The sequence below is a fragment of the Deltaproteobacteria bacterium genome (assembly GCA_011773515.1).
GTDB lineage: Bacteria > Desulfobacterota > Deferrimicrobia > J040 > J040 > WVXK01.
The window spans coordinates 20,775-41,920 of sequence record WVXK01000002.1 but is presented as its reverse complement, the minus strand read 5'-3'; the positions used below and the strand labels follow the sequence as shown (position 1 = coordinate 41,920).

Below are 21,146 nucleotides of genomic sequence, written 5' to 3'. Positions count from 1 at the left end.
TCACACCTTGATGCCGTGATACTGATCAGGGTAGATATAGTCTTTTCTGAGAGGGTGTCCCGGCCAGTCCTCGGGAAGGAGGATCCTGCGGAGGTCAGAGTGACCGGAGAAGATTATCCCCAGGAGATCGTAGGCCTCCCTCTCGTGGTAGTTTGCAACGGGGTAGATGCCTTCCACGGTTGGAATCAGCGGCCTCTCCCTGTTCAGTTTCGCCTTGAGCGCTATTGTGTGGCGATGGGTCATGGAGTGCAGGTGGTACACAACCTGGATCTCCTCCTCAAAGTCGACTCCGGAAAGGCACATGAGGGAGTCGAACGCTGTCCGGCCGTCTTCTTTCAGAAATCGCAACACTTCCTGTATTTCATCGGACTTGACGTAAACGGCTGCGGGGCCGGACCCCTCTTCCTGGAAATCGCCGACGATGCCCTCCCCGAACCGCTCCTCCAAAAGGCTGTAGATCGCTTTTTCCTCCAACTCAGGCTTTCTCCCCGAAGTTTTTCTTCACGTCGATCATCTTCTGAAGCTTGATGATTCCGTCGAGCAGGGCCTCGGGCCTCGGAGGGCATCCCGGAACGTAGACGTCTACGGGAATCACGAGGTCGACCCCTTTCACGACACAGTAGGAATCCTTGTAGAAAGGCCCTCCCGTGTTGGCGCAGGACCCCATGGCGATCACGTACTTGGGCTCGGGCATCTGATCGTAGAGCCGCTTCACCCGCTCCGCCATCTTGTGGGTTATGGTCCCGGCCACGATCATGAGGTCCGACTGGCGCGGTGTCGCCCTGAAGACGGCCCCAAACCGATCGAGGTCATACCGCGAGGCACCTGTCTGCATGAGCTCTATGCCGCAGCAGGCTGTGGCAAAGAGCAGGTACCAGAGCGACGACCTTCGCGACCAGTTTATGAACCTGTCCACCGTCGAGAGCAACACCCCCGCTTCAGGGGCCTGGTTCGGATTCCCTCTCATGCCGCTACCTTCTCTTCCTCCTTCTCTTTTGACGGGCCGGATCCCTCATCGGCCGGGAGCAATCTGACCCAGTCAAGATCACCCTCCCTCCAGAGATAGGCGAGACCGACCAGAAGTATCACGATGAATATGAAGGCCTCCACGAAGGCCACCATCCCCAGCTTCTTGAAGACCACGGCCCAGGGATAGAGGAGGGCGACCTCTACGTCGAATATGATGAAAATGAGGGCTACCACGTAGAAGCGGATGTTGAACTGGATCCAGGACTGCCCGAAAGGGACCTCCCCGCATTCGTAGGTCTGCCTCTTCACGGGGTTCTCTTTTCTCGGATGGATCAGCCGGGAAAGAAGGAGCATTACCGTAACGGTAAATGCTGCCAGAATGATAAACACGAGCACCGTGGCGTAATGCAGAAGCATCACTCATCTCTCCCACTTACGGTTGCGCAGGCGCAAAAAAATCTCCACTTAATAAACGCCAAACCAGCTTTTCCGTTGTATGGTCTAGGAATTGACCCTTAATGTATACAATCAACAGTATACAACATCACCCCGCGGGGGGATGTCAAGCAAAAATTCATTATACGCCAGTTTGGGCATTTTTAAAACATACCTTACCATATCGTGGAGTGGTTTGTCGTTTTTGACTCTGTCGCCAGTAATTATCTATAATAATTGTAGCATGAAACAGCAGGGCAGACCCGAAAAGTGATGGCCGATATTCTCGCCCCCCTTCCAGCCATAGGGATGAGCCATGACCTCTTCGAGGCAGGTGCCGACCGCCTCCTGACCGGCCTCCGGAAATTTTCCCGCGAGGGGGTTCGCACCTCTCCCGATGAGCGCGACCTTATTGATTTCGAACGGGATAATCCCGGTATCGCGGAAAAGATCCACGTGGCCATAAACGTCGTCGCCCCCGCCAGAGACTGGGAGGGGATCACCTCGTCCCTGGAGGCCCTTTTGCGGGCTGGATACAGGAATTTTGTCGTGAACGAGCACGGCCTCCTGCAGCTCATCACGCGGAGCTTTCCCGAGGCATCTCCCTCCGTCAGTGTCGGCCTCTGTGCGATAAACCCCTACGACGCACTCTTTCTGGAGCGGCTGGGCGCCCGTTCGATGGTCATGCCTCTCATTGCCTCTCCCGGCGACATCGCAGAAATAAAAAGGGTCTCGAAAATAGCGGTGGAGGTCTTCGCCATCTGCAGGGCCGAACCGGTCACGCAGGGCAAGTGCATGCTCGCGGGGTACCTCCTGGCGGGTGATGCATCCGCCGCCGCCCCGCTTCGGTCATCGAAAAAGACCGGCCTCTGCCACACCGTTTGCAGGGGCATTCTCGGGTCACATCCCGACCACGACATCACCGGCAATATAGGCGATTGGGTAGATGCGGGCGTCGATGTCTTCAAGATAGAGGGCAGGTACAGAAAGCTCGAGGAGATCGTGGGGATGGTCAAGAAGGTGAGAGAGGCCCTCGAGAGAGCAGGCCGATAAGGCAGTCCCGTGTCCCGGGTCTCGAGTCCCGAAAATAAGAGAAGTTGAGAATTGCTTAACTTCTTAACTTCTGAGTTTCTGATGTTCTGGTTCTTTCTCGGGACGCGGGACTCTGGACTCGGAACTATGAATTTGAATTTATTTCTTCTTTTTTACGAGGTTGGCAATCCGCTCCGGCAACGGTATCGGCTTCCAGTCATCCGATATGGAGGCGAAGGTCAGCCTTCCCTTCGATGCGATTTCATTCCCCGCCCGCGCAACGACGGCAAAGGTAACGCTCTTGTCTCCCACGGAGTCGACGGCGCACTCCAGGACGACGAGTTCGTCGTACCGGACGGGCTTCATGTAATCTGCCTCGACGTGCACAACGGGAAACCCGAAGCGCTCCTCCCTGTTCCGGTAGATCTTTTCCGGCGCCTCTCCCACATTCCGGAACCACTCGTCCACGCTGTCCTTGTAGTAGTCGAGGAGGGCGGCAAAGTAGAGAACTCCGAAGGGGTCCGTATCCCCGAACCGCACACGCCTTTCTATCCTTGCACTGGACACCCGGTCCTCCTCTCTTTAAAAAATCGGGCCGTGGATATGCTCGAGTCTGCCCTTGAGGCTCTCCACGCTCTCCCTGACCGCCTCGCTGATATCGGCTTGAGGATTTTTTATTGCCACGTCGCGGATAGATGCGAGGAGCTCCTTTTTGTCCTCCGCCACGGCACCGGTTATGGCCGCAAACATGACCGCCCAGCACCTCGCAACGTTCTCCGGGCTGTACCCCCCACCTCCCAGGAGGAGGAGCTTCCCCCCGCAGAGTTCGTGGGCCAGGTCGTGCATGGACCCGGCAACCGCCTCAAAGGTGTGCGTTGTCAGATACAGGCGGACGAGGGGGTCCTGGTAGTGGCCGTCTACCCCGCACTGGAGAATGACCACTTCGGGCGCGTACCATCGGAGAAGGGGGGGGACAATCGACTCGAAGGCCTCCAGGAAGAGGTCGCCCGGCGTTCTCGCCGGAAGGGGCACGTTTACGCTGTATCCATACCCTTGCCCCTCCCCGAGTTCCAAGGTGGAGCCGCTTCCCGGGTAAAAAAGAGGGTCGAAACGGTGCAGGGAGACGGTGAGGATCTGCTCCCGGTAAAAATACTCCTGGGTCCCGTCGGCGTGGTGCCCGTCGATGTCGACAACGGCAACCCGCTCGATATCGAACTCCGAGGTGAGAACCCTGACGGCAAGGGCCAGATCGTTGAACACGCAAAAACCCCCCGCGCTGCTGTACCGGGCATGATGAAGCCCTCCTCCGGGATTGAAGACATGGTCGTATTCCCCCCGGGCGATGAGCCGCGCCCCTTCGGCGGAACCGCCGGCGCTGGCAGAAGCGCGATTGAAAACCCCGGGGTATGCAGGTGTGTCGCCGTAATCGAGAAATCCCGTTCCCTCTACGCTCTTTTTCTTGACAAATTCAATATACTCCTTCGCGTGCGCGAGCAGGAGCTGCTCTTCATCCGCCACCGGCGGCTCGACAACGGCCACCGACACCGGAATGATACCGAGTTTTTCGAGCAGATCTTTCGTGAGGGCATATCGCTGCCAGACAGAGGGAAAAGGAGAGAGGCCCCTGTCCTCATACACGGGATGGTATATGAAAGCGCACTTTTCGGACATCAGAAAAAAGGGGGGAGCGTCTCCCCCCTGCCTGATCTTTTACGCTACTAGGACGTTTCCAGATCCCTGAGCTTCCGCCGGAGGAGCTTGCCCACCATCGTCCTCGGCATGGCGTCGATAAACTGGATCTCTCTGGGCAGCTTGTAAACGGCGATCTTTCCCTTGCAGTGCTCGACGAGCTCCTTCTTCAGCTCTTCAGATGGCTCGACTCCCTCGTTGAGCGCCACGAAGGCCTTCGTTTTCTGACCCATGACTTCGTCGGGGATACCGATAACGCCCGCATCCGCAACGGAGGGATGGGTCACGAGCGCCTCCTCGATCTCCTCGGGCCCGATCCTGTACCCGGAAGATTTAATCAGGTCATCCTCCCGGGAGAGGAACTGTATGTACCCATCTTCATCCATGGTCACCACGTCGCCCGCCTGGCACCAGCCATCCTTCACGGAGGTGCCCTGTCTCTCCGGGTCTCTCCAGTAGATGGTACCCGTTGGGCCTACGACGACCATCTTTCCGATCTCGCCGGGCTTGCAATCTTGGCCCTCGTCGTTGACGACTTTGACAACATACCCCGGCACCGCCGTCCCTATCCATCCGGGCTTTACCTTCTTCGTCACGGCGCTCGAGACGAAGACGAACATCATCTCCGTCGTCCCGAGACCCTCGAAGATTTCGAGGCCGAACTTTTCCTTCCAGTCCTCGTAGGTTTTCGCCGTCAGCGCCTCGCCGCCGCCGGTGCAGATGCGAAGAGAGCTGTAATCCCAGTCGGCGGGATTGATATCAACCAGCATCTTCCGGTAGGCGGTGGGAAGGGCCGAGAGGATGGTGATCTTGTGGTTCTCGATGTTCTTGAAGAGATCCTCGGGAGTGAACCGCGGGATGAGCGACACGGCTGCCCCGAAGCGGAAGGGGATCGTTCCGATGGTGGAGTAGCCCGCAGCCATGGCGAGGGGTGCGGGACCCCCGATGACATCGTTCTCATTCACTTCCCAGCAGTACTTTCCGAACCCGTCGGGGATGATGAGAAATTCCTCGTTGAAATGAACGGTCCCCTTGGGAAGGCCCGTCGTCCCCGACGTGAAGAGCAGAAGGCCCACGTCCATGCGCTCTTTGGGAACCGCCTCGCAGGTGTCGGGATTCTTCATCAGGTCCGAAAAAGGAATGAACCCTTTCCCCCGGATCTCGTCCTCCTCACCGCCGACGACGACGATCTGCTCCACCGTCTGGAGATCCTCCTTCGCCTTTTCCACCTCTTCCAGAAACATGGCGGAGACGATGATGATCTTCGACTCGGAGAGATTGGCCACATGGGCGATCTCTGTCCTGGCGAACAGTATCGACGTGGGCAGGGCAACCGCACCGATCCTCAGGGCCGCGAAGTTGCAGTAGAGAAGGGGCGGGATGTTGGGCATACGCAAAAAGACCCTGTCGTTTTCCTCTATCCCGAGTTTCTTGAGCCCATTGGCAACCCTGCAGATGTTGGACAAAAACTGCGCGTAGGTTATCTCCTGGTCCATGAATTTAATTGCTACTTTGTCCCCCCTCCCCGCCTTGACGTTCGCGTCGATCAGCTCTTCGCAGGCGTTGAAGTTCTGGGGGACATCCCTGTACTCTGCCAGGTCATAGGGCCTCTCGGGCCAGCTTTCCTTCGGCGGCAGATAGCTTTCCGGTATCTTTCCCATTGGAACCTCCTCCCGTGAAATGGTGTTTCAAATCCCTACCTGTCGACAAGGTTCTGCGCCGCTTCCTCACAGGGCATGAGCCTGCCCAGCTCCCTGTCCATCCGGGGAAAGACCTCGTCGGGATATCTCGAATCATCCTTTTCAAAAACGAGCAGGGCGGGAACGGTTGTGCCGAAGTCCTCTTCGAGGGCGCCTTTGGTGCCGAACACGCCCCTTTTGGGAGCGGGAGGACCGGTGCAGGAGGCATTGTAGGTCCTGAAGATGTTCCCTTCGAAGGTTTTCATATCCGTTACGGTCACGATGAACCCTTCCTTTCCCTTCAGCTGCTCCAAAAGCTCGAGGGTCTTGGGGATGTCGCAGAAATACTGCTTCGCAGGGTCCACAGCACTGCTGTAGTAGAACTCAACTTTCATGGCTCGATAACCTCCTTCACTTTGATTTTGAAAAAGCGTTTTATTGATTTTGGGCCAAAAACAGCAAAATCCACGGCCGGTGAACCCGGCCGTGGATTTACCTTATTTACCGTTGAACATCTTTCAGACCGGCACTATGCCTTCTCGAAGTAACCACACTCTCCTTCTATTCCATCCTTGGGAATATTGATCGCTAATGGATACTCGATCTTCATGCACTGGCCGATGTAGGCCTCGGCGATGAAGGGGTCCAGGGCCGGGCTGAAGTTCTGGCAATTTTGACAATCAGGAACTTTTTTAGCCACGATAAGACCTCCTTGTTTTTTTCAGTAGCTGCTCATCAATCCTCGATGAGGAATTTCGGAACCGACCCCACGAGATCAGCCTCGGTTAGGGGCGATCCTGACACCTTCTTCCCCCGCACGCTCTTGGTGATGGGGATCGGCTTCCCCTGGAAGTCCGCCCTCGCCTGGGGTGGTTTGTTCACCTTCGTCGGATCGGTGATCGCCCCCCACTCCTGGTCCTCGGCATATCCGGGCAGCATGTCGTGGGGCGGGTCGGCCGGATCCGGGCCGCTCTGCCGTACCCCTTTTCTCAGCGCATAGGAGAAGACAGCGTCACACCCTGCGCACTTGATCTTCCCTTTGAAGTTCCAGAAGGTGAAGGGGTCGAGGTAATTTCTCACCCCGCAGTCGTGCTCCACGATCAGTGACGTCGTTTTGAAAAAGCTCATATTGTACCCCCTATTGTTGTTTCAGTAGTGATTATATAACCTCTTCCTCGTACAGCTTTTCGATGTCGCTGCCGCCAAAGCCGCAGAACTTCGCCAATATCGCTTCGTTATCGGCTCCCACGGGCTTGAACGCCCAGTTGGTCCGCGGAGGCGTATCGGACATGAGGTACCCGGCCGACTGGATCTGCAGGTCCCCGAAGTGGGGATCGTCGATAAACTCGCAGGTTCCCCTCATCTTGTAGTGCTCGTGCTCGGAGACTTCCTTGGAGTTCCACACGGGCTGGTTGATGATGTTGTTCTTGTCGCAAATTGCCGCGACCTCTTCCTTCGTCTTGTCGGCAGCCCACTCCTCGATCGCCGCGTAGATCGTGAACTGGTTCTCCGGCTGCAGACGGTCCTTGTGGGTGGGGAACTTCTTCGCCAGATCAGGCTTTCCGATCATGTTGCAGAGGGTAGCGTAGTCGTCATCTTCGTGTGCGGAAACGAGAATGTAGCCCTCCTCGAGCTCCTGGGGGTTGTCCGACTTGGGGTAAGAGGACTTCCCGCACTTGATGTTGCCGTGGACGCAGAGGAGGATATCCCACTGGCCCCACCTCTGTGACACGAGGCCGTACCTGCCGTAGAGGGCGATGCAGTCGGAGAGGTGCCTCTGGGCTCCGTGGACCTGTGAGTATTCCATGAAGTTGCCCTGGCCCGAGATGTTGTCCCTCCACCACATGTTCGCGAGAATCTGGAAGGCAGCCATCGCACCGCCCCAGTAGTCCATGATCCAGATGGTCTGCTTCGAGGGCATGCCACCCTTCTCGCCCTGCAGGCCGGTGACGGAGAAGCAGCCGCCCTGGGCCTGTCCGAGGATGTCGTAGGAAGCCCTGTTCCTTCCGGGGCCCCATCCGCCGAAGCCTCCCATCCACTGGTAGATGATGCGGGGATTCACTTCCGCAGCCTGCCGGTAGCCGACGCCCCACCGGTCGAAGGTACCCGCACGGTAGTTCTCGCTCTGGGTGTCGGCCTTGGCCTGCAACATCCTCATGATCTCCACGGCCTCGGGCTTATGGAAGTCGAGAGCCAGGAAGTACTCGTTGTGGTTGGCACCGAAGAAGCCAAGCCCCGTCCCCTTGTCCGGCATCCACCGGGAGAGGGGATAGAGGAAGGGCTCGTTGAAGGGGGTGGTGTGCCTCATGGGCTCGCCCCGCTTGGGCAGCTCGACCTTGATGGTCTGAGAGCCGAGCTCCGCCAGGTACGCCGCGTTTGACGGGCCGAGAATGTACTGGGTAGTCGAGATGGACACTTTCCCCTTGAGCACCTGGGGCTTGCTGTGCCTCTTCTTGGGATCGAAGACGCTCCTGCAGAAGTCTTCGAAGGTCATTTCTTTGAGTTCTTTTGATAATGTCATCAGATCACCCCCGATTTCTTTAAGTTCTTCATGTCTTCCCTGTTGAACCCGAGCAGCCTCCGATACACGTCATCGTTATCGTGGCCGATGGGTCTGCCGATCGTCTTGACCCGGCCGGGAGTCTTCTGGCCGATGAAAACCGATGATCCGATGAGGACCGTACCGTAGTTGCTGTCGTGAATCTCCTCCACGTGCCCGCGGTACTTATAGTGCGGAAACTCGCAGACCTCGTCGAAGAAGGAAACGCCGCCCGATGCGACCTCCTCCTCCTGGAGGGCCACCTCGCACTCGTACCGGGTGTGGTCCTTCATCCACTCCACGAGACAGGTGTAGGTCTTGACCTGCATGTAGTGGGGGAGCCTGTCGGTGACCACCTTGAGCTTTGGATCCTCAACGATATGGTCTTCGATCTCGGGTTTTTCCTTACCCACCGTCCTCCAGATCCGGAACCAGAGCCGGTCGTGGCCGCCGCCCACCATGATCTGGCCGTCGGAACAGGGATTGACGGCGTAGATGTTTATGGCGAGGTCCCAGTTTCCATAACGGGGCCTGACCGATCCGTCCATGCCGTACCATCCCCAGTTGTAGTCGATGATCCGCATGACGCCTTCCGCACCCGTTCCTTCCACGAACTGTCCTTTTCCGTAAAAGGAATCTCTCGCGATAAGCGCCGCCATGACGCCGAGACACGCGAAGGTTCCGCCCACCTGCTCGGCCATCCACCATCCCGAGCGGACCGGCTGGCCTCCCATCTCCTTCGGGGCGCCCGTTCCGTGGGTGAAGCCCATGGCGTTCTGGGCGACGGGATCGTGCATCCAGGGCTTATCCTTCAGCGGGCCCCACTGCCCTCTCTGTCCCACCCAGAGGTACACCAGGCGGGGGTTGATCTCCGAGAGCTGGCGGTAGCCGATGCCCCAGGCGTCGAACTGGCCCGGCGGGTAGTTCTCGATGAGGACGTCGGTGTGGGGAATGAACTTCTTCAGTATCTCACGGCCCTCTTCCTTCTCCAGGTCGAGGGTGACGGCGAGCTTGCTCCTCGCCTCGCAGAGGAACCGTGCGCCGCACTTCTCGCCCTTCGTGTCCTCGAACATGTAGTTTTCCCTGCCGAATGGCGTGAGCTGCCGCAGTGGGTCTCCCGTCGGCGGCTCCACCATGATGACCTCGGCACCCATCTCGGAAAAATGGGACGAAGCCCAGTGGCCGATGATCATCCTCTGGGAGCAGTCCAAGACCCTGATTCCCTGCAGCGCCTCCGGTTTGCCATGGTTGAACTCCTGCCGCACCGCCGCTTCCAGCCAGAGGTTGTAGGCTTTCGCCTCGTCGCTCACTCCGGCGTAGACTTCGTCAACGGTCGGTGTCGGCGTCGCTGGCCATTTCAGTACCTTGATAGTCGGTAGAGTTTTTCCTTTTTCACGATAAGCCATTCTACCCCTCCTTGTTTAATGACTTGCTTGCTACAGCCTTACGGGTAAATGATACTTAAATAGAGGTTGTCCCCTTGCATCCCCCCTTTCCCAAAGAATTTTTCAACAGCCTACTTCTGCCTATAAAAACAGACACTTGTCAAAAAATAAAACCCTTAACCCCCCCCCTCACGACTATTTTGGATGGGATATTCTAGAAACGTGTTTTATTCTATTACCACCATCCGAAGATTGTCAAGAAAAAAATTAACGTTAGTTTATTTTTTCCCTGCCTTCGCTTTCTTGGGGCGTTTCATCAAAATGTGCGTCCCCACGGTCCCGTATGCGATGCCGTCTCTGTTCGGCGCAATAAGGGGAACCGTCCCGACGACTTCCCATCCATCATCTCCCTCTTCGTTCAGCCAGGAAATATCGCTCGTGAGCCCTTCGGGAGTTTCCTGAAACATCACCATTCTGTCCTTGTATTCCCATTTCATATGCGTCTCCTCCTTCGCTAAGTAGTTATATTCAAAAGGCGTTCTATTAAATTTCGAACCCCAGAGCGGAAGCTATACGCTTTCTGAGGGCTGCATACTTCTCCCGGATATCTTCCCTGCTGCTTACCACATCGATCATGGAAACGGTAACCTCGTCGTTCAGCGCTCGAAGGAGCTTTCCCTCACCGGCCTCTCCCATCCCGCTTACCAGTGCTCCCTGTGTCTTCATGTATCCGGGGTTTTTGATAAGGTCTACCTGGAAATCGTAGTCGTACAGCTTGCTGTACATCTCCGTCATGTACAATCTCGCAAGGTGTCTGGCCATCAGCGCGATGTCCATCTCGTCGTTATCTTCCCGTAAATGCTGAAGTTTCTTCTCTCTGGGGATCAGCTTCCAGGTTTCTGGAGAATAGGCTTTCACGACCATCATCTTCCCCTTCGTGTACCGCTCGAAAAAATCGAGAATCTGTCTGTCGCCGATGCCATATACGAGAGCGCATATGAGATCGATCAGGGTCTCCTTGTCCATCTCATGGAAAGAGCTGTATTTATCCATGAACGGCCTGGTAAGCTCCTCCATCTCCGAGAGGGTCAGCAGTTCTATGTAAACAAACGCTGACATCTGGAGATCTTTTTTGCTCATCTGCCTGAGATTATGTCTGAATTCAGCAAGCTCCCACCCCTCTGGAGCCTCCCTCGGGTACCGCTCCATGAGAGGTCCGATGAGCTCTTTAACGTCCCCTTCCATACCTGCGAGGGAAAGGACGTATGCCCTAACCTTGCTCAATTCCTCTTCTTTTTCCTTTATACCCTTTACTTTATCTGCTTGTAATACCATGGATGCCATCTTCCTCACGACATCGTGAATCTCCTCTACCGGGAGCTCTTTCAGCTTTTCCTGGATATCGTAGTAGAGAGAAAACTCCAGGAGAGATTCGTTCCATCCGGGATCGGAGAGCATGTAGGGCCTCAGGCAGAGGGCGAGTTTGGCAATCTCCCTCCGCAGGCGAAGGCTCGAAAAAGCTTCCGGTTTTTTCCCGAGCTTCGGCCATTTTTCCTTTATCGCCATCTCCTGAAGTTCCTCCCCGGTGATCTGCTCCGGTTCGAACCCTTCCGACTTCTCCTTTCTCTGTTCGAGCTCTGCAATTGCGTACGCGGTATACTTCGGGACGAAATCTCCAACGAATTTCATGAGATCTTCCTCGATCATATATTCCGAATACCCGTCGAGAAACCTCTCCATATCCTCCTCTTCCATGCAGTCAGCAAAGATCCTCACCGTGAACCGAAGCTCTCTCTCCTGCATTTCCGACAGTTTCGTCATGATGACGCCTTCCCTGGCGAGCAATCTCCCGGTTACGAGAGAGCGGTAGGTGGCGGGAACTTCCTCTTCCATACCGAAACCTTCTAACTCTATCTCTTTTTGCCCTTTCTTCCCCTCTTTTTTCCCCTTTTTCTTTCCCATTGACGTTACCCCTCTCCTTTTAAAATCTCATCCATGACGGAAATCGCCCGGTACCGGTCCACTCTCCACCAGGCCGATATCGGGAGGGCCGGAATGCCGTCACCGAACTCGCCGTGAAAGATATAAAGCGGATCCTCTTCCGGATCACCGAACTTCCCCTTTAAAAATTCGATGAACCGAAAGCCGCCCGTGGTTTCGGCCAGGATGTCGGCGACGAAAATATCACTTCTTATAACGAAGTGAAAGGAGACCCTCTCCTTCCCGCACTGCTCAACGCTTTCCCCTTCATAGATGAGAACAGTGCCTCTTCCACGACTTTCGCAGCGTGTCACTTTCCAATGTAAACATCCCATTTCACGATATTATTTCAGAGGCAGCCCTTTAAAAATTTTTTGAGGGTTTCGATAAACTGCCCCCTGTCAAAGCGATCACCGTCCCAGAGGAGGGACATCATGGCGCCATGGACGTCCAGCTCCCCTGCGAGCCCTCCCACTTCTCCCCCGCACGACCCGCCCTTGACCACCGTTGGCCCATCGGTCGGGGTTCCAAAAACCCTTATAAATTGTTCGGTTAGCTTCTCTCCTCCCCTGTTCGCGACGGTCTGATACGAAGCGTGGTGGGGAAGGACCATCACGTAGAACGGAACCTTCATGCCCTCTTCGTCCCCGAAAACCCCCTCCACCATATACTGGATTCTCGAGCTCCTCTCACTTGCTTTCAGGCACCGCGCCTCACTCATCGCCCTCTTTCTCCCCACCCTCCTTCTCGTACCGTTCCCTGAGGAAGCGGGCAACCTCCTCGGGCATAAACGCCTTTATGCCCAGCTCGTAATATTCGGACTCATCCTCGAGAAAATCGGCGATGTGTGCCCGGTGCTCCTTGAGCAGACGAAACGTCTCGTCGAACTCGAGCACCCCCACGCACCGGTCATCGCCGTCATAGTAGCGAAAGGCATACCTGTTCTCCCCCAGCTCCACGAGATCGATGGGTACGGCATCCATCCAGATGTCAAACGCCCTGAGCGCGTCCTCCTTCGTGACAAGCTTGTCGCCGATGGTTATTATATCCTTGCCCGTCCAGAGCTTTCCGTATTTCTGCTCGATCAGCTGCTTGTCCTTCACCCCCATGTCTTTCCTCCCTTGTCCGGCGAAACAGCCTCGTTATATTCAACAATTCTACCCTAAACGGGGCAGATATTTCGGGATTTTTGCCCCCAAATTAACTGGCAGGACAGACGAATAACACCTGCGGTCCCGCATGCAGTGCCGGGGAATATATCTTATACCCCTTTTCTCTCCCAAGGTCAAGGCATCCCGGGGGAAAGAATCGACGGGGAGAAGAGGGTGGCCGCCATTCTCAAGGAAAGCGGGTCCGGCCCTACCGGTCCTCCACACCGTAGAGGTCCATCAGGTAACTTACCAGTTCGTAAGGAGAAATGGCTTCTCTCCCTATACCGTGGTAGGTGTCCTCGAGCCATTCCGCTACGTGGGCCCTGTGCTCGCTGGTGATCCTGTACCGGCGATCCATCTCGAGGGCAACCACGCACCGGTCGTCCCCGTCAAAGTAGCGCAGGGCAAAGCGGTCTTCCCCCAGTTTCACCACGTCTATCGGGACGATATCCCCTGCATCCAGGTCGATAGCCCGGAGCACGTCTCTGATCCCGAGGGCTTTTCCCATGACGGTTATCTCCTGCGAACCCGACCACAGAGCCCCGTAGTTGGACTCGATCAGCTCCTTGTCCCGCTTGCCCATGTGAAACCTCCCATCAGGCTCTCGTGCCGCCTGCCTTCTGCGCCCCCTTTCCTTATATTATAGCCATATTCTCCATCTCGGCCACACCCTCATCGAAGAAGCGCCTCCTCGCTCCCCGATGGTTGACACGATCGATTTTCCGTAGTTTACTTATCGGGAGCCCATCAGAAACGAGCTTCAGCGGGCGTGCAAAAACGCTACCCGGCCGGAGTTCCGGAAGCCCGCCCGGTTATCGTTCATGGGTTCACACATCAAGGATGCGTGGAGGGATGCCATGAAGACCGCTGTTTCGAGAAAGCTCTTCCGTCAGGCCAAAAATCATATTCCGGGAGGGGTGAACTCGCCCGTCCGGGCTTTCAAGTCCGTCGGCGGGACCCCCCTGTTCATCGCCAGGGCAAAGGGATCCCGGGTGTGGGACGAGGACGGGAACGAATACATCGACTACGTCGGCTCCTGGGGCCCCATGATACTCGGACACGCCCCGGCCGCCGTGATCAAACAGGTCGGCGAGGCGGCGAAGAGGGGGACGAGCTTCGGCGCCCCGACGAAGCTCGAGATCGAGCTGGCGAAGCTGATAAAAAAATTCTTCCCCTCAATGCAGCGGGTACGGCTGGTCAGCTCGGGCACCGAAGCCGCCATGAGCGCAATCCGGCTTGCGCGGGGCTACACGGGACGGGACCGCATCATCAAGTTCGCCGGGTGTTACCACGGCCACGGTGACAGCCTGCTCGTCAAAGCAGGGTCCGGCGCCACGACCCTCGGCGTTCCCGACAGCCCGGGCGTTCCGAAGGGGCTTGCCAGAGAGACCCTCACGGCACGCTTCAACGACCTGGATTCGGTGAGCAGGCTCATAAAAGCGAACCGGGGCAAGGTCGCCTGCGTCGTCATCGAGCCCGTGCCGGGAAACATGGGGGTGATCGTTCCGAAACCCGGATTCCTCGAGGGCCTCAGGGAAGCCACGGCAAAGGAGGGGATCGTGCTCATCTTCGACGAGGTCATGTCGGGGTTCAGGGTGGCCCCGGGCGGCGCACAGCAGCTTTTCGGGATTGAGCCGGACCTTACCGTGCTGGGCAAGATAATAGGGGGGGGCCTTCCCGTTGGCGCCTTCGGGGGGAAAGGCGATATCATGGATCATATCTCCCCAACCGGCCCCGTCTACCAGGCCGGGACCCTGTCAGGAAATCCACTCGCCGTCTCCGCGGGCCTGGCCACGCTGAGGGCGCTTGAAAAGAGAAGCATTTACCGGGAACTGGAGGAGAAGGCCTCCGTTCTCGCAGACGGCCTGTCGGGCATAGCTTCCAGATTGAAGGCAAACATCCCCATCAACAGGGTGGGCTCCATGTTCACGGCCTTCTTCACCGGCCTGCCCGCCGTGTACGACTATGACACAGCAAGAAGCACGGACACGAAAACGTATGGCCGCTATTTTCACGCCATGCTCAACGCGGGGGTGTACCTCGCTCCCTCCCAGTTCGAAGCGGCCTTTGTTTCGGCAGCCCACACCCGCAGGGATATCGATCAAACCATCAGGGCTGCAGAGAACGTGCTGAAGAAGATCTTGTAGGAAAAAATCCGGCCGGGTATTCCGGCCTCGTGGAATGGGGACTGCGGATTGCGGAACTAAACCGGGAAGGACCGGAAGAGGGAAGCGCGTTTCCGAACGGGTAACCGGGCCCTATTCAGCAATCCGCATTCCGAAATCCACAATACCAAATGACATGCCCCATTGAAGCACACCGGGTTCAAACAGAAGGGGCTGCCGGCAGGCAGCCCACCATTTCTTCCCTCTTCCTTCCTGCTTACAGCTTCCCAACGAGGATGAAAGAGATAACGAGCGCATAGATTACGAGCGACTCGATCAAAGCCAGGCCAACGATCATGGGAATGAAGATCTTGTTCTGTGCAGAGGGATTTCTCGCTATTCCTTCAAGCCCCGAAGCGATGGCTTTGGACTGGCCGAGCGCACCGCCAAAAGAAGCGATCGCAATGCCGAATCCCGCCGCGATAGCGATGAACGCCTTGACGCCCGACCCCGCTCCGGCTGCAGCCTCTTCCGCACCAAACGCAATCGATGCAACTGCCACGATCAGCAGTGCGAGGAGTGTTGTGAGTGAAACTTTTCTGGACATCTACTTCCCTCCTTATGGGAAATGTATTTTATTCAAAGGGCCGGCCGACCCTCTAAATCAATGGTCTTCCCCGTGTTCGATGGCGCCGGCGATGTAAATCATGGAGAGCACGGTGAAGATGAACGCCTGCATGAAAGATACGAACGCCCCCAGGCCGTAAAAGATCGACGGCACAAGAATCGGCACGAGGCCGAGAAATATGCCAACCACGAGGTGGTCACCCGTTATGTTGCCGAAAAGCCGGAGGGAGAGAGACATGGGCCGCGCGAGATGGCTGATGATCTCAATGGGGATCATCAGGGGGGCCAGCGGCCACACGGGACCGATAAAGTGCTTGAAATATTTCATCCCGTTTGCTTTCACCCCGTAATAGTGGGTGGCAAAAAATATGACGAGGGCACACCCCACGGTCACGGTCATCTTGTCCGTGGGCGGCAAAAAGCCGGGGACGAGCCCGAGCAGGTTCATGAACAGAATATAGATGAACACCGTCGCAATGAGGGGCATGTAATTTTTCATCTCCTCCCCGATGATGTCCTTGCCGATGCTGTAGACGAACATGACGATGAGCTCGAGCAGGTTCCTGAGGTTGAACTTTGCATCGGGAATCAGCAGGTCCTCGGGCTTTTTCGACCCCACGGCGAGAAAGGAGAGGAGGAGGATGAAAATCGCGACGCACGCAGCAGCAAGGATGTACGGGGGGACCCCCGGTATCTTCAGGAGGTTGAACCAGGAAAATCCATGCTCTCCGGCGGCATGCGCCACGCCCGGCAAAGCCAGCATACCCAGAACGAGTGGCACCGATCTTTTCACCTTCATCCGCTTTCCTCCGGCGGCCTGTCTTCCCATATGGCCCTGCGAATCCCCTCCAGGAGAATCCCCAGCAGAAGGCTCGAAAACCCGGCGAGGAAACCCACCATGTCGAACCGTTTGCTCCTGACGATCAGGTATACGACGAGGATGACCGCCAGGAATTTTACACCATATAACAGAGCGATTGCAAATCTGATTTTGTCCTTCCGCGCAAAAGTCCTCAGGATGATGACCCTGATGAAAAAAAAGTTCAGATACGCAACGAGGCCTCCTGCGATCACCCCGGGCACCTTCCCCGCCATGTTAAAGATCACAAAAAGGCCCGCTATTGCCGCCGCAGAGAGGAGGATCTGGAGTTCAATCCTTCTGGGTACCTTTCCCTCGTTCAAGGCTTCCCGTCCGATTCTTCCTCGTTGTTCATCTCCTTCTGCGACTTGAGCGCCGCCCGGATGAGGCTGCGCAGGCCAGCCGCGAAGCCCAGGACAAGAAAGAGCAGGGTCAGCCACGGACCTGTCTTCAACCTCTTATCCAGAAAAGCGCCGATTGCGAGCCCGATGATCACCGACAGGGCCATTTCGAGGCCGAGGGCGGCATACTTGCCGATTTCCCGGAAGAGAACTGATTTTTTCTTTTTGCCCCCCAAAGGGACCCTCGAAACCTCTGTCGCCCCCGCAGGTGACGTGAGCAACAAATTGTGGATTTCTAACACAAAAACAAACGGCGGTCAACCGAAAAAGAGAGCACTTTCCCTGAAGGGCTGTTCGAGGTTCACAGGGGATATTTCCCCGCCCGTAGTTTTCGAGTAAAAGTCGATTCCCTTTGCCCGTGAACGTTGATCTCTGCACGTGGAGCTGTTTTATTTCCCGATCGCCACCTTCGCCTTTCCCCTGCCGAGGAGCTTTTTCAGGTACCGTCCGGTGAAAGAGTCCTGGACCCGAACAATCTCCTCCGGGGTTCCCTGGGCCACCAGGAACCCTCCCTCGTCTCCCCCCTCGGGGCCGAGGTCGATTATGTAATCCGCTGATTTTATCACGTCGAGGTTGTGCTCGATTATGATCACCGTGTTTCCCTTTTCCGTGAGCATGGTAAGGACCCTGAGCAACTTCTTTATGTCGTCGAAGTGCAGCCCCGTCGTGGGCTCATCGAGCATGTAGAGGGTCCTGCCCGTATCTCTCCGGGAAAGTTCCCGCGACAGCTTCACCCGTTGCGCCTCGCCGCCGGACAGGGTGGTTGCGCTCTGGCCGAGGGTGATGTACCCCAGCCCCACATCCTTCAGCGTCTGCAATTTCCTTTTGATTCTCGGGATATTCTGGAAAAACTCGGAGCTCTGGTTCACCGTCATGCCGAGAACGTCGGCTATGTTTTTCCCCCGGTAGGTGACCTCGAGCGTTTCCCGGTTGAACCGTTTCCTGCTGCACAGGTCACAGCTCACGTACACGTCGGGCATGAAGTGCATTTCTATCTTGATGACGCCCTCGCCCTGACAGGCCTCGCACCTTCCCCCTTTCACGTTGAAGGAAAACCTCCCCGGGCGGTAACCCCTGGCCCGGGATTCGGGAAGCATGGCAAAGAGCTCCCGGATGTAGGTAAACACCCCCGTGTAGGTGGCCGGGTTCGACCGCGGCGTCCTGCCGATGGGTGACTGGTCGATATTGACGACCTTGTCGATGTCCTCCACTCCCTCGAGCCTCTCGAAGGGGGCAGGGCGGTCCTTCGACCCCGTCAGGCGGTTGGCGACGGCGGGCCTGAGGGTATCGAACACCAGGGTGGACTTTCCTGACCCGGAGACCCCCGTCACGCAGGTGATGACGCCCAGGGGTATCCTCACGGAGATGTTTTTCAGGTTGTTCCCCCTGCATCCTAAAACCCGGATGTGTTTCCCCGTCCCTCCCTTTCTCTCATCGGGGGCCTCTATCGTCTTCTGCCCGGACAGGTATTTCCCCGTAATCGACTCCTTGGCCGAGCAGACTCGATCCAGGGTGCCCGACACGACGACCTCTCCGCCCGACATGCCCGCCCCCGGACCCATGTCGATGATGAAATCGGCGCTCCTTATCGTCTCCTCGTCATGCTCGACGACGATGACCGTATTTCCCTGGTCCCGCAGTTCCATCAGCGTCCTGAGGAGGCGGCGGTTGTCCCTCTGGTGAAGGCCGATGCTGGGCTCGTCGAGGATGTACATCACGCCTACGAGGGAAGACCCGATCTGGGTGGCCAGCCGGATCCTCTGGCCCTCCCCGCCCGACAGGGTGGACGATGCCCGGTTGAGAGCCAGGTAGTCGAGACCGACGTTCGCCAGGAATCCCAGGCGGGACCGAACCTCTTTGAGGACCCGCTCTACGATCTGAAATTCCTTCTGACCGAGGGGGAGGTGATCGAAAAAGCCGATTGCCTCCTTGACCGCCAGCCGGGTAACCTCGTAAATGTTCCTGCCGCCCACGGTCACCTGGAGCGCGTCCCTGTTCAGGCGGGCCCCGCCGCAATCCCTGCAGGGAACCTGGCGCATGTACCGCTCCAGATCCTCCCTCACCGCCTCCGAATCGGTCTCCCGGAAGCGTCTTTCGATGTTCGCTATCAATCCCTCGAAGGGCCTCCAGTAGAAATGCCTCCTCCTCCCCTCGTCGTAGTAGAACTTTATCTCCTCCTCTCCCGAGCCGTAGAAGAGCACGTTCTGAACGTTCCGGGGAAGTTCCCGGAAGGGAGTGTAGATGGAAAACCCGTAGTGCTCCTCGAGCGACTCGAGGATGGCCGTGTAGTACGGGGACGGCACGCCCTTCCTCGACCAGGGGGCAATCGCCCCTTCCCGTATCGACCTGGAAGGATCCGGAACCACCAGATCCGGGTCGAAATGGTTCGTCACCCCCAGGCCGGCGCAGGCGGGACAGGCCCCGTAGGGGTTGTTGAAAGAGAAGAGCCGGTGGGATACCTCGGGGAGGCTGAAGTTGCACTCGGGGCAGGCGAAACGCTCGCTGAAGTAGCCCTCCTTTCCGAAGTGATCCAGAATCGTAACCACACCGCTGCCCATCCGCAGCGCGAGCTCGAGGGATTCGGCAATCCTGCTGCGCGCCGCCTCGCTGACCACTATCCTGTCGACGATCACCTCGATATCGTGCTTTCTCTTCTTGTCGAGGGTGATCTCCTCTGCAAGGTCGCAGATCTGTCCATCGACGCGTATCCGGACAAAACCGTCCTTTCTGAACCGCTCGATCTCCTTTTTGTACTCACCCTTCCTTCCCCGGACCACGGGTGCCATGATCACGACCCTCGCCCCTTCGCCCATGGCCAGAACCGCGTCGGTCATCTGCTGCACCGTCTGTGACCGTATCTCCTTTCCGCAGTGGGGACACATCACCACGCCGACCGACGCAAAGAGGAGCCGCAGATAGTCGTAAATTTCCGTAACCGTCCCCACCGTCGATCTCGGGTTCTTGCTCACGCTCTTCTGCTCTATGGAAATCGCCGGGGAAAGCCCCTCTATCGAATCCACGTTTGGCTTCTCCATCAGCTCGAGAAACTGCCTGGCATAGGCAGACAGAGACTCCACGTACCTGCGCTGGCCTTCCGCGTATATGGTGTCGAAGGCCAGAGAGGACTTGCCCGAACCCGAGACCCCCGTTATGACGATGAGCCTGTCCCGGGGGACCTCCACCGACACGTTCTTCAGGTTGTGCTCACGCGCTCCCTTTATCACGATTTTATCGATGGCCACGCGCGCCTCCCCGTATCATGTCCAGGGCAAAGTTCACCGCGGAGCGAAGGCTCGTGGGCCGGGCGATCCCCTTCCAGGCGATATCGTAGGCCGTTCCGTGGTCCACCGAGGTGCGGACCACGGGAAGCCCCAGGGTAACGTTCACGCCCGTGTCGAAGTGGACCAGCTTCAGCGGTATCAGCCCCTGGTCGTGGTACATGGCGACGACCACGTCGAACCCGCCGTTGTACGCCCGGCGAAAGACCGTATCGGGGGGATAGGGGCCCGAAACATTCATCCCTCTTTTTCTGGCCCTGTGAACAGCCGGGAGGATGTGATCCTCCTCCTCCCGGCCGAAAAGGCCCCCCTCTCCCGCGTGGGGATTCAGGCCCGCAACCGCTATGTTCGGCTCCTCGTAACCCAGCTTGTTCACAAAGTCCCTCCACACGATCTCTATCGTCTCAAATACCCGTTCCTCGTCAATCATCGACACCGCCTCCCTGAGGGAAGCGTGGGTGGTAACGAGAGCCACCTTCAGGCGCTTCCCCGCGAGCATCATGACGACCCTTCCCGCTCCCGTGAGCTCCTGAATGAACTCCGTGTGGCCGGGATGGGCATAGCCCGCGCGCCCGATCCCTTCCTTGGTGATGGGGCAGGTAACGACAGCCGCAACCCTGCCCTCCATCGCATCGAGTACCGCTCTTTTCACCGCTTCCATCATCAACACCGATCCCCACGCCGTCCCGTCCCTGGCCCGACCTTTCGAATACTCTTTCCCGAGGGGGCTGACGACGGACACGGCACGTTTCCCGACGGCGAGCCCGTCCCGGGTAACGTCACCCGGAACGCCGATCAGTTTGCACGCCCTCTGCAGGATCTTGCTGTCGCCGTACACCACCGGCTCACATCGCCGGAAGATGGAGCCCTGGGCAAGAAGCTTGGCTATGATTTCCGGTCCCACACCTGCCGGGTCACCAATGGTAATCGCAATCTTTGGCCTGGCCATGACTCCTCAATAGATGGATGAAGCGAGCACACACAGAGATGCACATCCACGGGCAGATTATCCTGCAG

At 57.3% G+C, this 21,146-nt stretch carries 25 protein-coding genes; 2 read left to right on the top strand and 23 right to left on the bottom strand.

Going from position 1 to position 21,146, the window contains the following annotated elements:
• From GTN70_00430 to ndhC, 3 genes are read right to left on the bottom strand one after another with little or no spacing between them, the layout of a single operon-like run.
• The gene (locus tag GTN70_00430) at positions 1-474 is read right to left on the bottom strand and encodes an NADH-quinone oxidoreductase subunit C (GenBank protein NIO15470.1); all 474 of its coding nucleotides are present in this window, start codon (positions 472-474) and stop codon (positions 1-3) included.
• Between the two features lies 1 nt (position 475).
• On the bottom strand, positions 476-967 hold the full coding sequence (locus GTN70_00425) for an NADH-quinone oxidoreductase subunit B (GenBank protein ID NIO15469.1): 492 nt from the start codon (positions 965-967) through the stop codon (positions 476-478).
• Positions 964-1,386 (bottom strand): NAD(P)H-quinone oxidoreductase subunit 3, encoded by a 423-nt coding sequence (ndhC, locus tag GTN70_00420; GenBank protein NIO15468.1) that lies wholly within the window; start codon positions 1,384-1,386, stop codon positions 964-966. The genes GTN70_00425 and ndhC overlap by 4 nt, the downstream gene beginning before the upstream one ends.
• Before the next feature lie 291 nt (positions 1,387-1,677).
• Here ndhC and GTN70_00415 point away from each other — a divergent pair, with 291 nt between their 5' ends.
• On the top strand, positions 1,678-2,457 hold the full coding sequence (locus GTN70_00415; GenBank protein ID NIO15467.1) for a hypothetical protein: 780 nt from the start codon (positions 1,678-1,680) through the stop codon (positions 2,455-2,457).
• Between the two features lie 138 nt (positions 2,458-2,595).
• Here GTN70_00415 and GTN70_00410 read toward each other — a convergent pair whose 3' ends face one another.
• From GTN70_00410 to GTN70_00345, 14 genes are all read right to left on the bottom strand, one after another.
• Positions 2,596-3,003, bottom strand: a complete 408-nt coding sequence (locus GTN70_00410) for a hypothetical protein (GenBank protein NIO15466.1) — start codon at positions 3,001-3,003, stop codon at positions 2,596-2,598.
• A 15-nt stretch (positions 3,004-3,018) separates the two neighbouring features.
• Positions 3,019-4,107 carry an acetoin utilization protein AcuC gene (locus GTN70_00405; protein ID NIO15465.1) on the bottom strand — a complete coding sequence of 363 codons (1,089 nt, stop codon included), beginning with the start codon at positions 4,105-4,107 and terminating at the stop codon, positions 3,019-3,021.
• A gap of 47 nt (positions 4,108-4,154) precedes the next feature.
• Entirely contained in the window at positions 4,155-5,786 is a 1,632-nt protein-coding gene (locus GTN70_00400) for an AMP-binding protein (GenBank protein ID NIO15464.1), read from the bottom strand.
• Between the two features lie 35 nt (positions 5,787-5,821).
• Positions 5,822-6,199 (bottom strand): hypothetical protein, encoded by a 378-nt coding sequence (locus GTN70_00395; protein ID NIO15463.1) that lies wholly within the window; start codon positions 6,197-6,199, stop codon positions 5,822-5,824.
• A 134-nt stretch (positions 6,200-6,333) separates the two neighbouring features.
• Entirely contained in the window at positions 6,334-6,504 is a 171-nt protein-coding gene (locus tag GTN70_00390) for a hypothetical protein (GenBank protein ID NIO15462.1), read from the bottom strand.
• A 35-nt stretch (positions 6,505-6,539) separates the two neighbouring features.
• Positions 6,540-6,932 (bottom strand): hypothetical protein, encoded by a 393-nt coding sequence (locus GTN70_00385; GenBank protein ID NIO15461.1) that lies wholly within the window; start codon positions 6,930-6,932, stop codon positions 6,540-6,542.
• Between the two features lie 31 nt (positions 6,933-6,963).
• Positions 6,964-8,325 (bottom strand): CoA transferase, encoded by a 1,362-nt coding sequence (locus GTN70_00380; GenBank protein NIO15460.1) that lies wholly within the window; start codon positions 8,323-8,325, stop codon positions 6,964-6,966.
• Positions 8,325-9,749 (bottom strand): hypothetical protein, encoded by a 1,425-nt coding sequence (locus GTN70_00375; GenBank protein ID NIO15459.1) that lies wholly within the window; start codon positions 9,747-9,749, stop codon positions 8,325-8,327. Before GTN70_00375 ends, GTN70_00380 begins: the two co-directional genes overlap by 1 nt.
• Positions 9,750-10,006: 257 nt before the next feature.
• Positions 10,007-10,225, bottom strand: coding sequence for a hypothetical protein (locus GTN70_00370; GenBank protein NIO15458.1), 219 nt, complete (start codon positions 10,223-10,225; stop codon positions 10,007-10,009).
• A 46-nt stretch (positions 10,226-10,271) separates the two neighbouring features.
• On the bottom strand, positions 10,272-11,690 hold the full coding sequence (locus GTN70_00365) for a hypothetical protein (protein NIO15457.1): 1,419 nt from the start codon (positions 11,688-11,690) through the stop codon (positions 10,272-10,274).
• A 5-nt stretch (positions 11,691-11,695) separates the two neighbouring features.
• Entirely contained in the window at positions 11,696-12,022 is a 327-nt protein-coding gene (locus GTN70_00360; protein NIO15456.1) for a hypothetical protein, read from the bottom strand.
• 35 nt (positions 12,023-12,057) lie between these two features.
• The gene (locus GTN70_00355; GenBank protein NIO15455.1) at positions 12,058-12,447 is read right to left on the bottom strand and encodes a hypothetical protein; all 390 of its coding nucleotides are present in this window, start codon (positions 12,445-12,447) and stop codon (positions 12,058-12,060) included.
• Positions 12,422-12,817 (bottom strand): hypothetical protein, encoded by a 396-nt coding sequence (locus tag GTN70_00350; GenBank protein ID NIO15454.1) that lies wholly within the window; start codon positions 12,815-12,817, stop codon positions 12,422-12,424. Before GTN70_00350 ends, GTN70_00355 begins: the two co-directional genes overlap by 26 nt.
• Before the next feature lie 250 nt (positions 12,818-13,067).
• Positions 13,068-13,442 carry a hypothetical protein gene (locus tag GTN70_00345; GenBank protein NIO15453.1) on the bottom strand — a complete coding sequence of 125 codons (375 nt, stop codon included), beginning with the start codon at positions 13,440-13,442 and terminating at the stop codon, positions 13,068-13,070.
• Positions 13,443-13,716: 274 nt separating this feature from the next.
• On the opposite strand from GTN70_00345, the gene hemL reads away from it, so the two are divergent.
• Complete coding sequence (hemL, locus tag GTN70_00340) at positions 13,717-15,006, top strand: glutamate-1-semialdehyde 2,1-aminomutase (protein NIO15452.1); 1,290 nt, start codon at positions 13,717-13,719, stop codon at positions 15,004-15,006.
• Between the two features lie 235 nt (positions 15,007-15,241).
• On the opposite strand, the gene GTN70_00335 is transcribed toward hemL, so the two are convergent.
• The 6 genes from GTN70_00335 to pdxA form a co-directional block, all read right to left on the bottom strand.
• Positions 15,242-15,571, bottom strand: coding sequence for an ATP synthase F0 subunit C (locus tag GTN70_00335; GenBank protein NIO15451.1), 330 nt, complete (start codon positions 15,569-15,571; stop codon positions 15,242-15,244).
• A 57-nt stretch (positions 15,572-15,628) separates the two neighbouring features.
• Positions 15,629-16,390 (bottom strand): F0F1 ATP synthase subunit A, encoded by a 762-nt coding sequence (gene atpB, locus GTN70_00330; protein NIO15450.1) that lies wholly within the window; start codon positions 16,388-16,390, stop codon positions 15,629-15,631.
• A complete protein-coding gene (locus GTN70_00325; protein NIO15449.1) occupies positions 16,387-16,773 on the bottom strand; it encodes a hypothetical protein in 387 nt (128 codons plus the stop codon). The genes atpB and GTN70_00325 overlap by 4 nt, the downstream gene beginning before the upstream one ends.
• Entirely contained in the window at positions 16,770-16,958 is a 189-nt protein-coding gene (locus tag GTN70_00320) for a magnesium transporter (GenBank protein NIO15448.1), read from the bottom strand. The genes GTN70_00325 and GTN70_00320 overlap by 4 nt, the downstream gene beginning before the upstream one ends.
• 282 nt (positions 16,959-17,240) lie before the next feature.
• Positions 17,241-20,093 carry an excinuclease ABC subunit UvrA gene (gene uvrA / locus GTN70_00315; protein ID NIO15447.1) on the bottom strand — a complete coding sequence of 951 codons (2,853 nt, stop codon included), beginning with the start codon at positions 20,091-20,093 and terminating at the stop codon, positions 17,241-17,243.
• The gene (gene pdxA, locus GTN70_00310) at positions 20,080-21,078 is read right to left on the bottom strand and encodes a 4-hydroxythreonine-4-phosphate dehydrogenase PdxA (protein NIO15446.1); all 999 of its coding nucleotides are present in this window, start codon (positions 21,076-21,078) and stop codon (positions 20,080-20,082) included. Before pdxA ends, uvrA begins: the two co-directional genes overlap by 14 nt.
• Positions 21,079-21,146 lie beyond the last annotated feature (68 nt).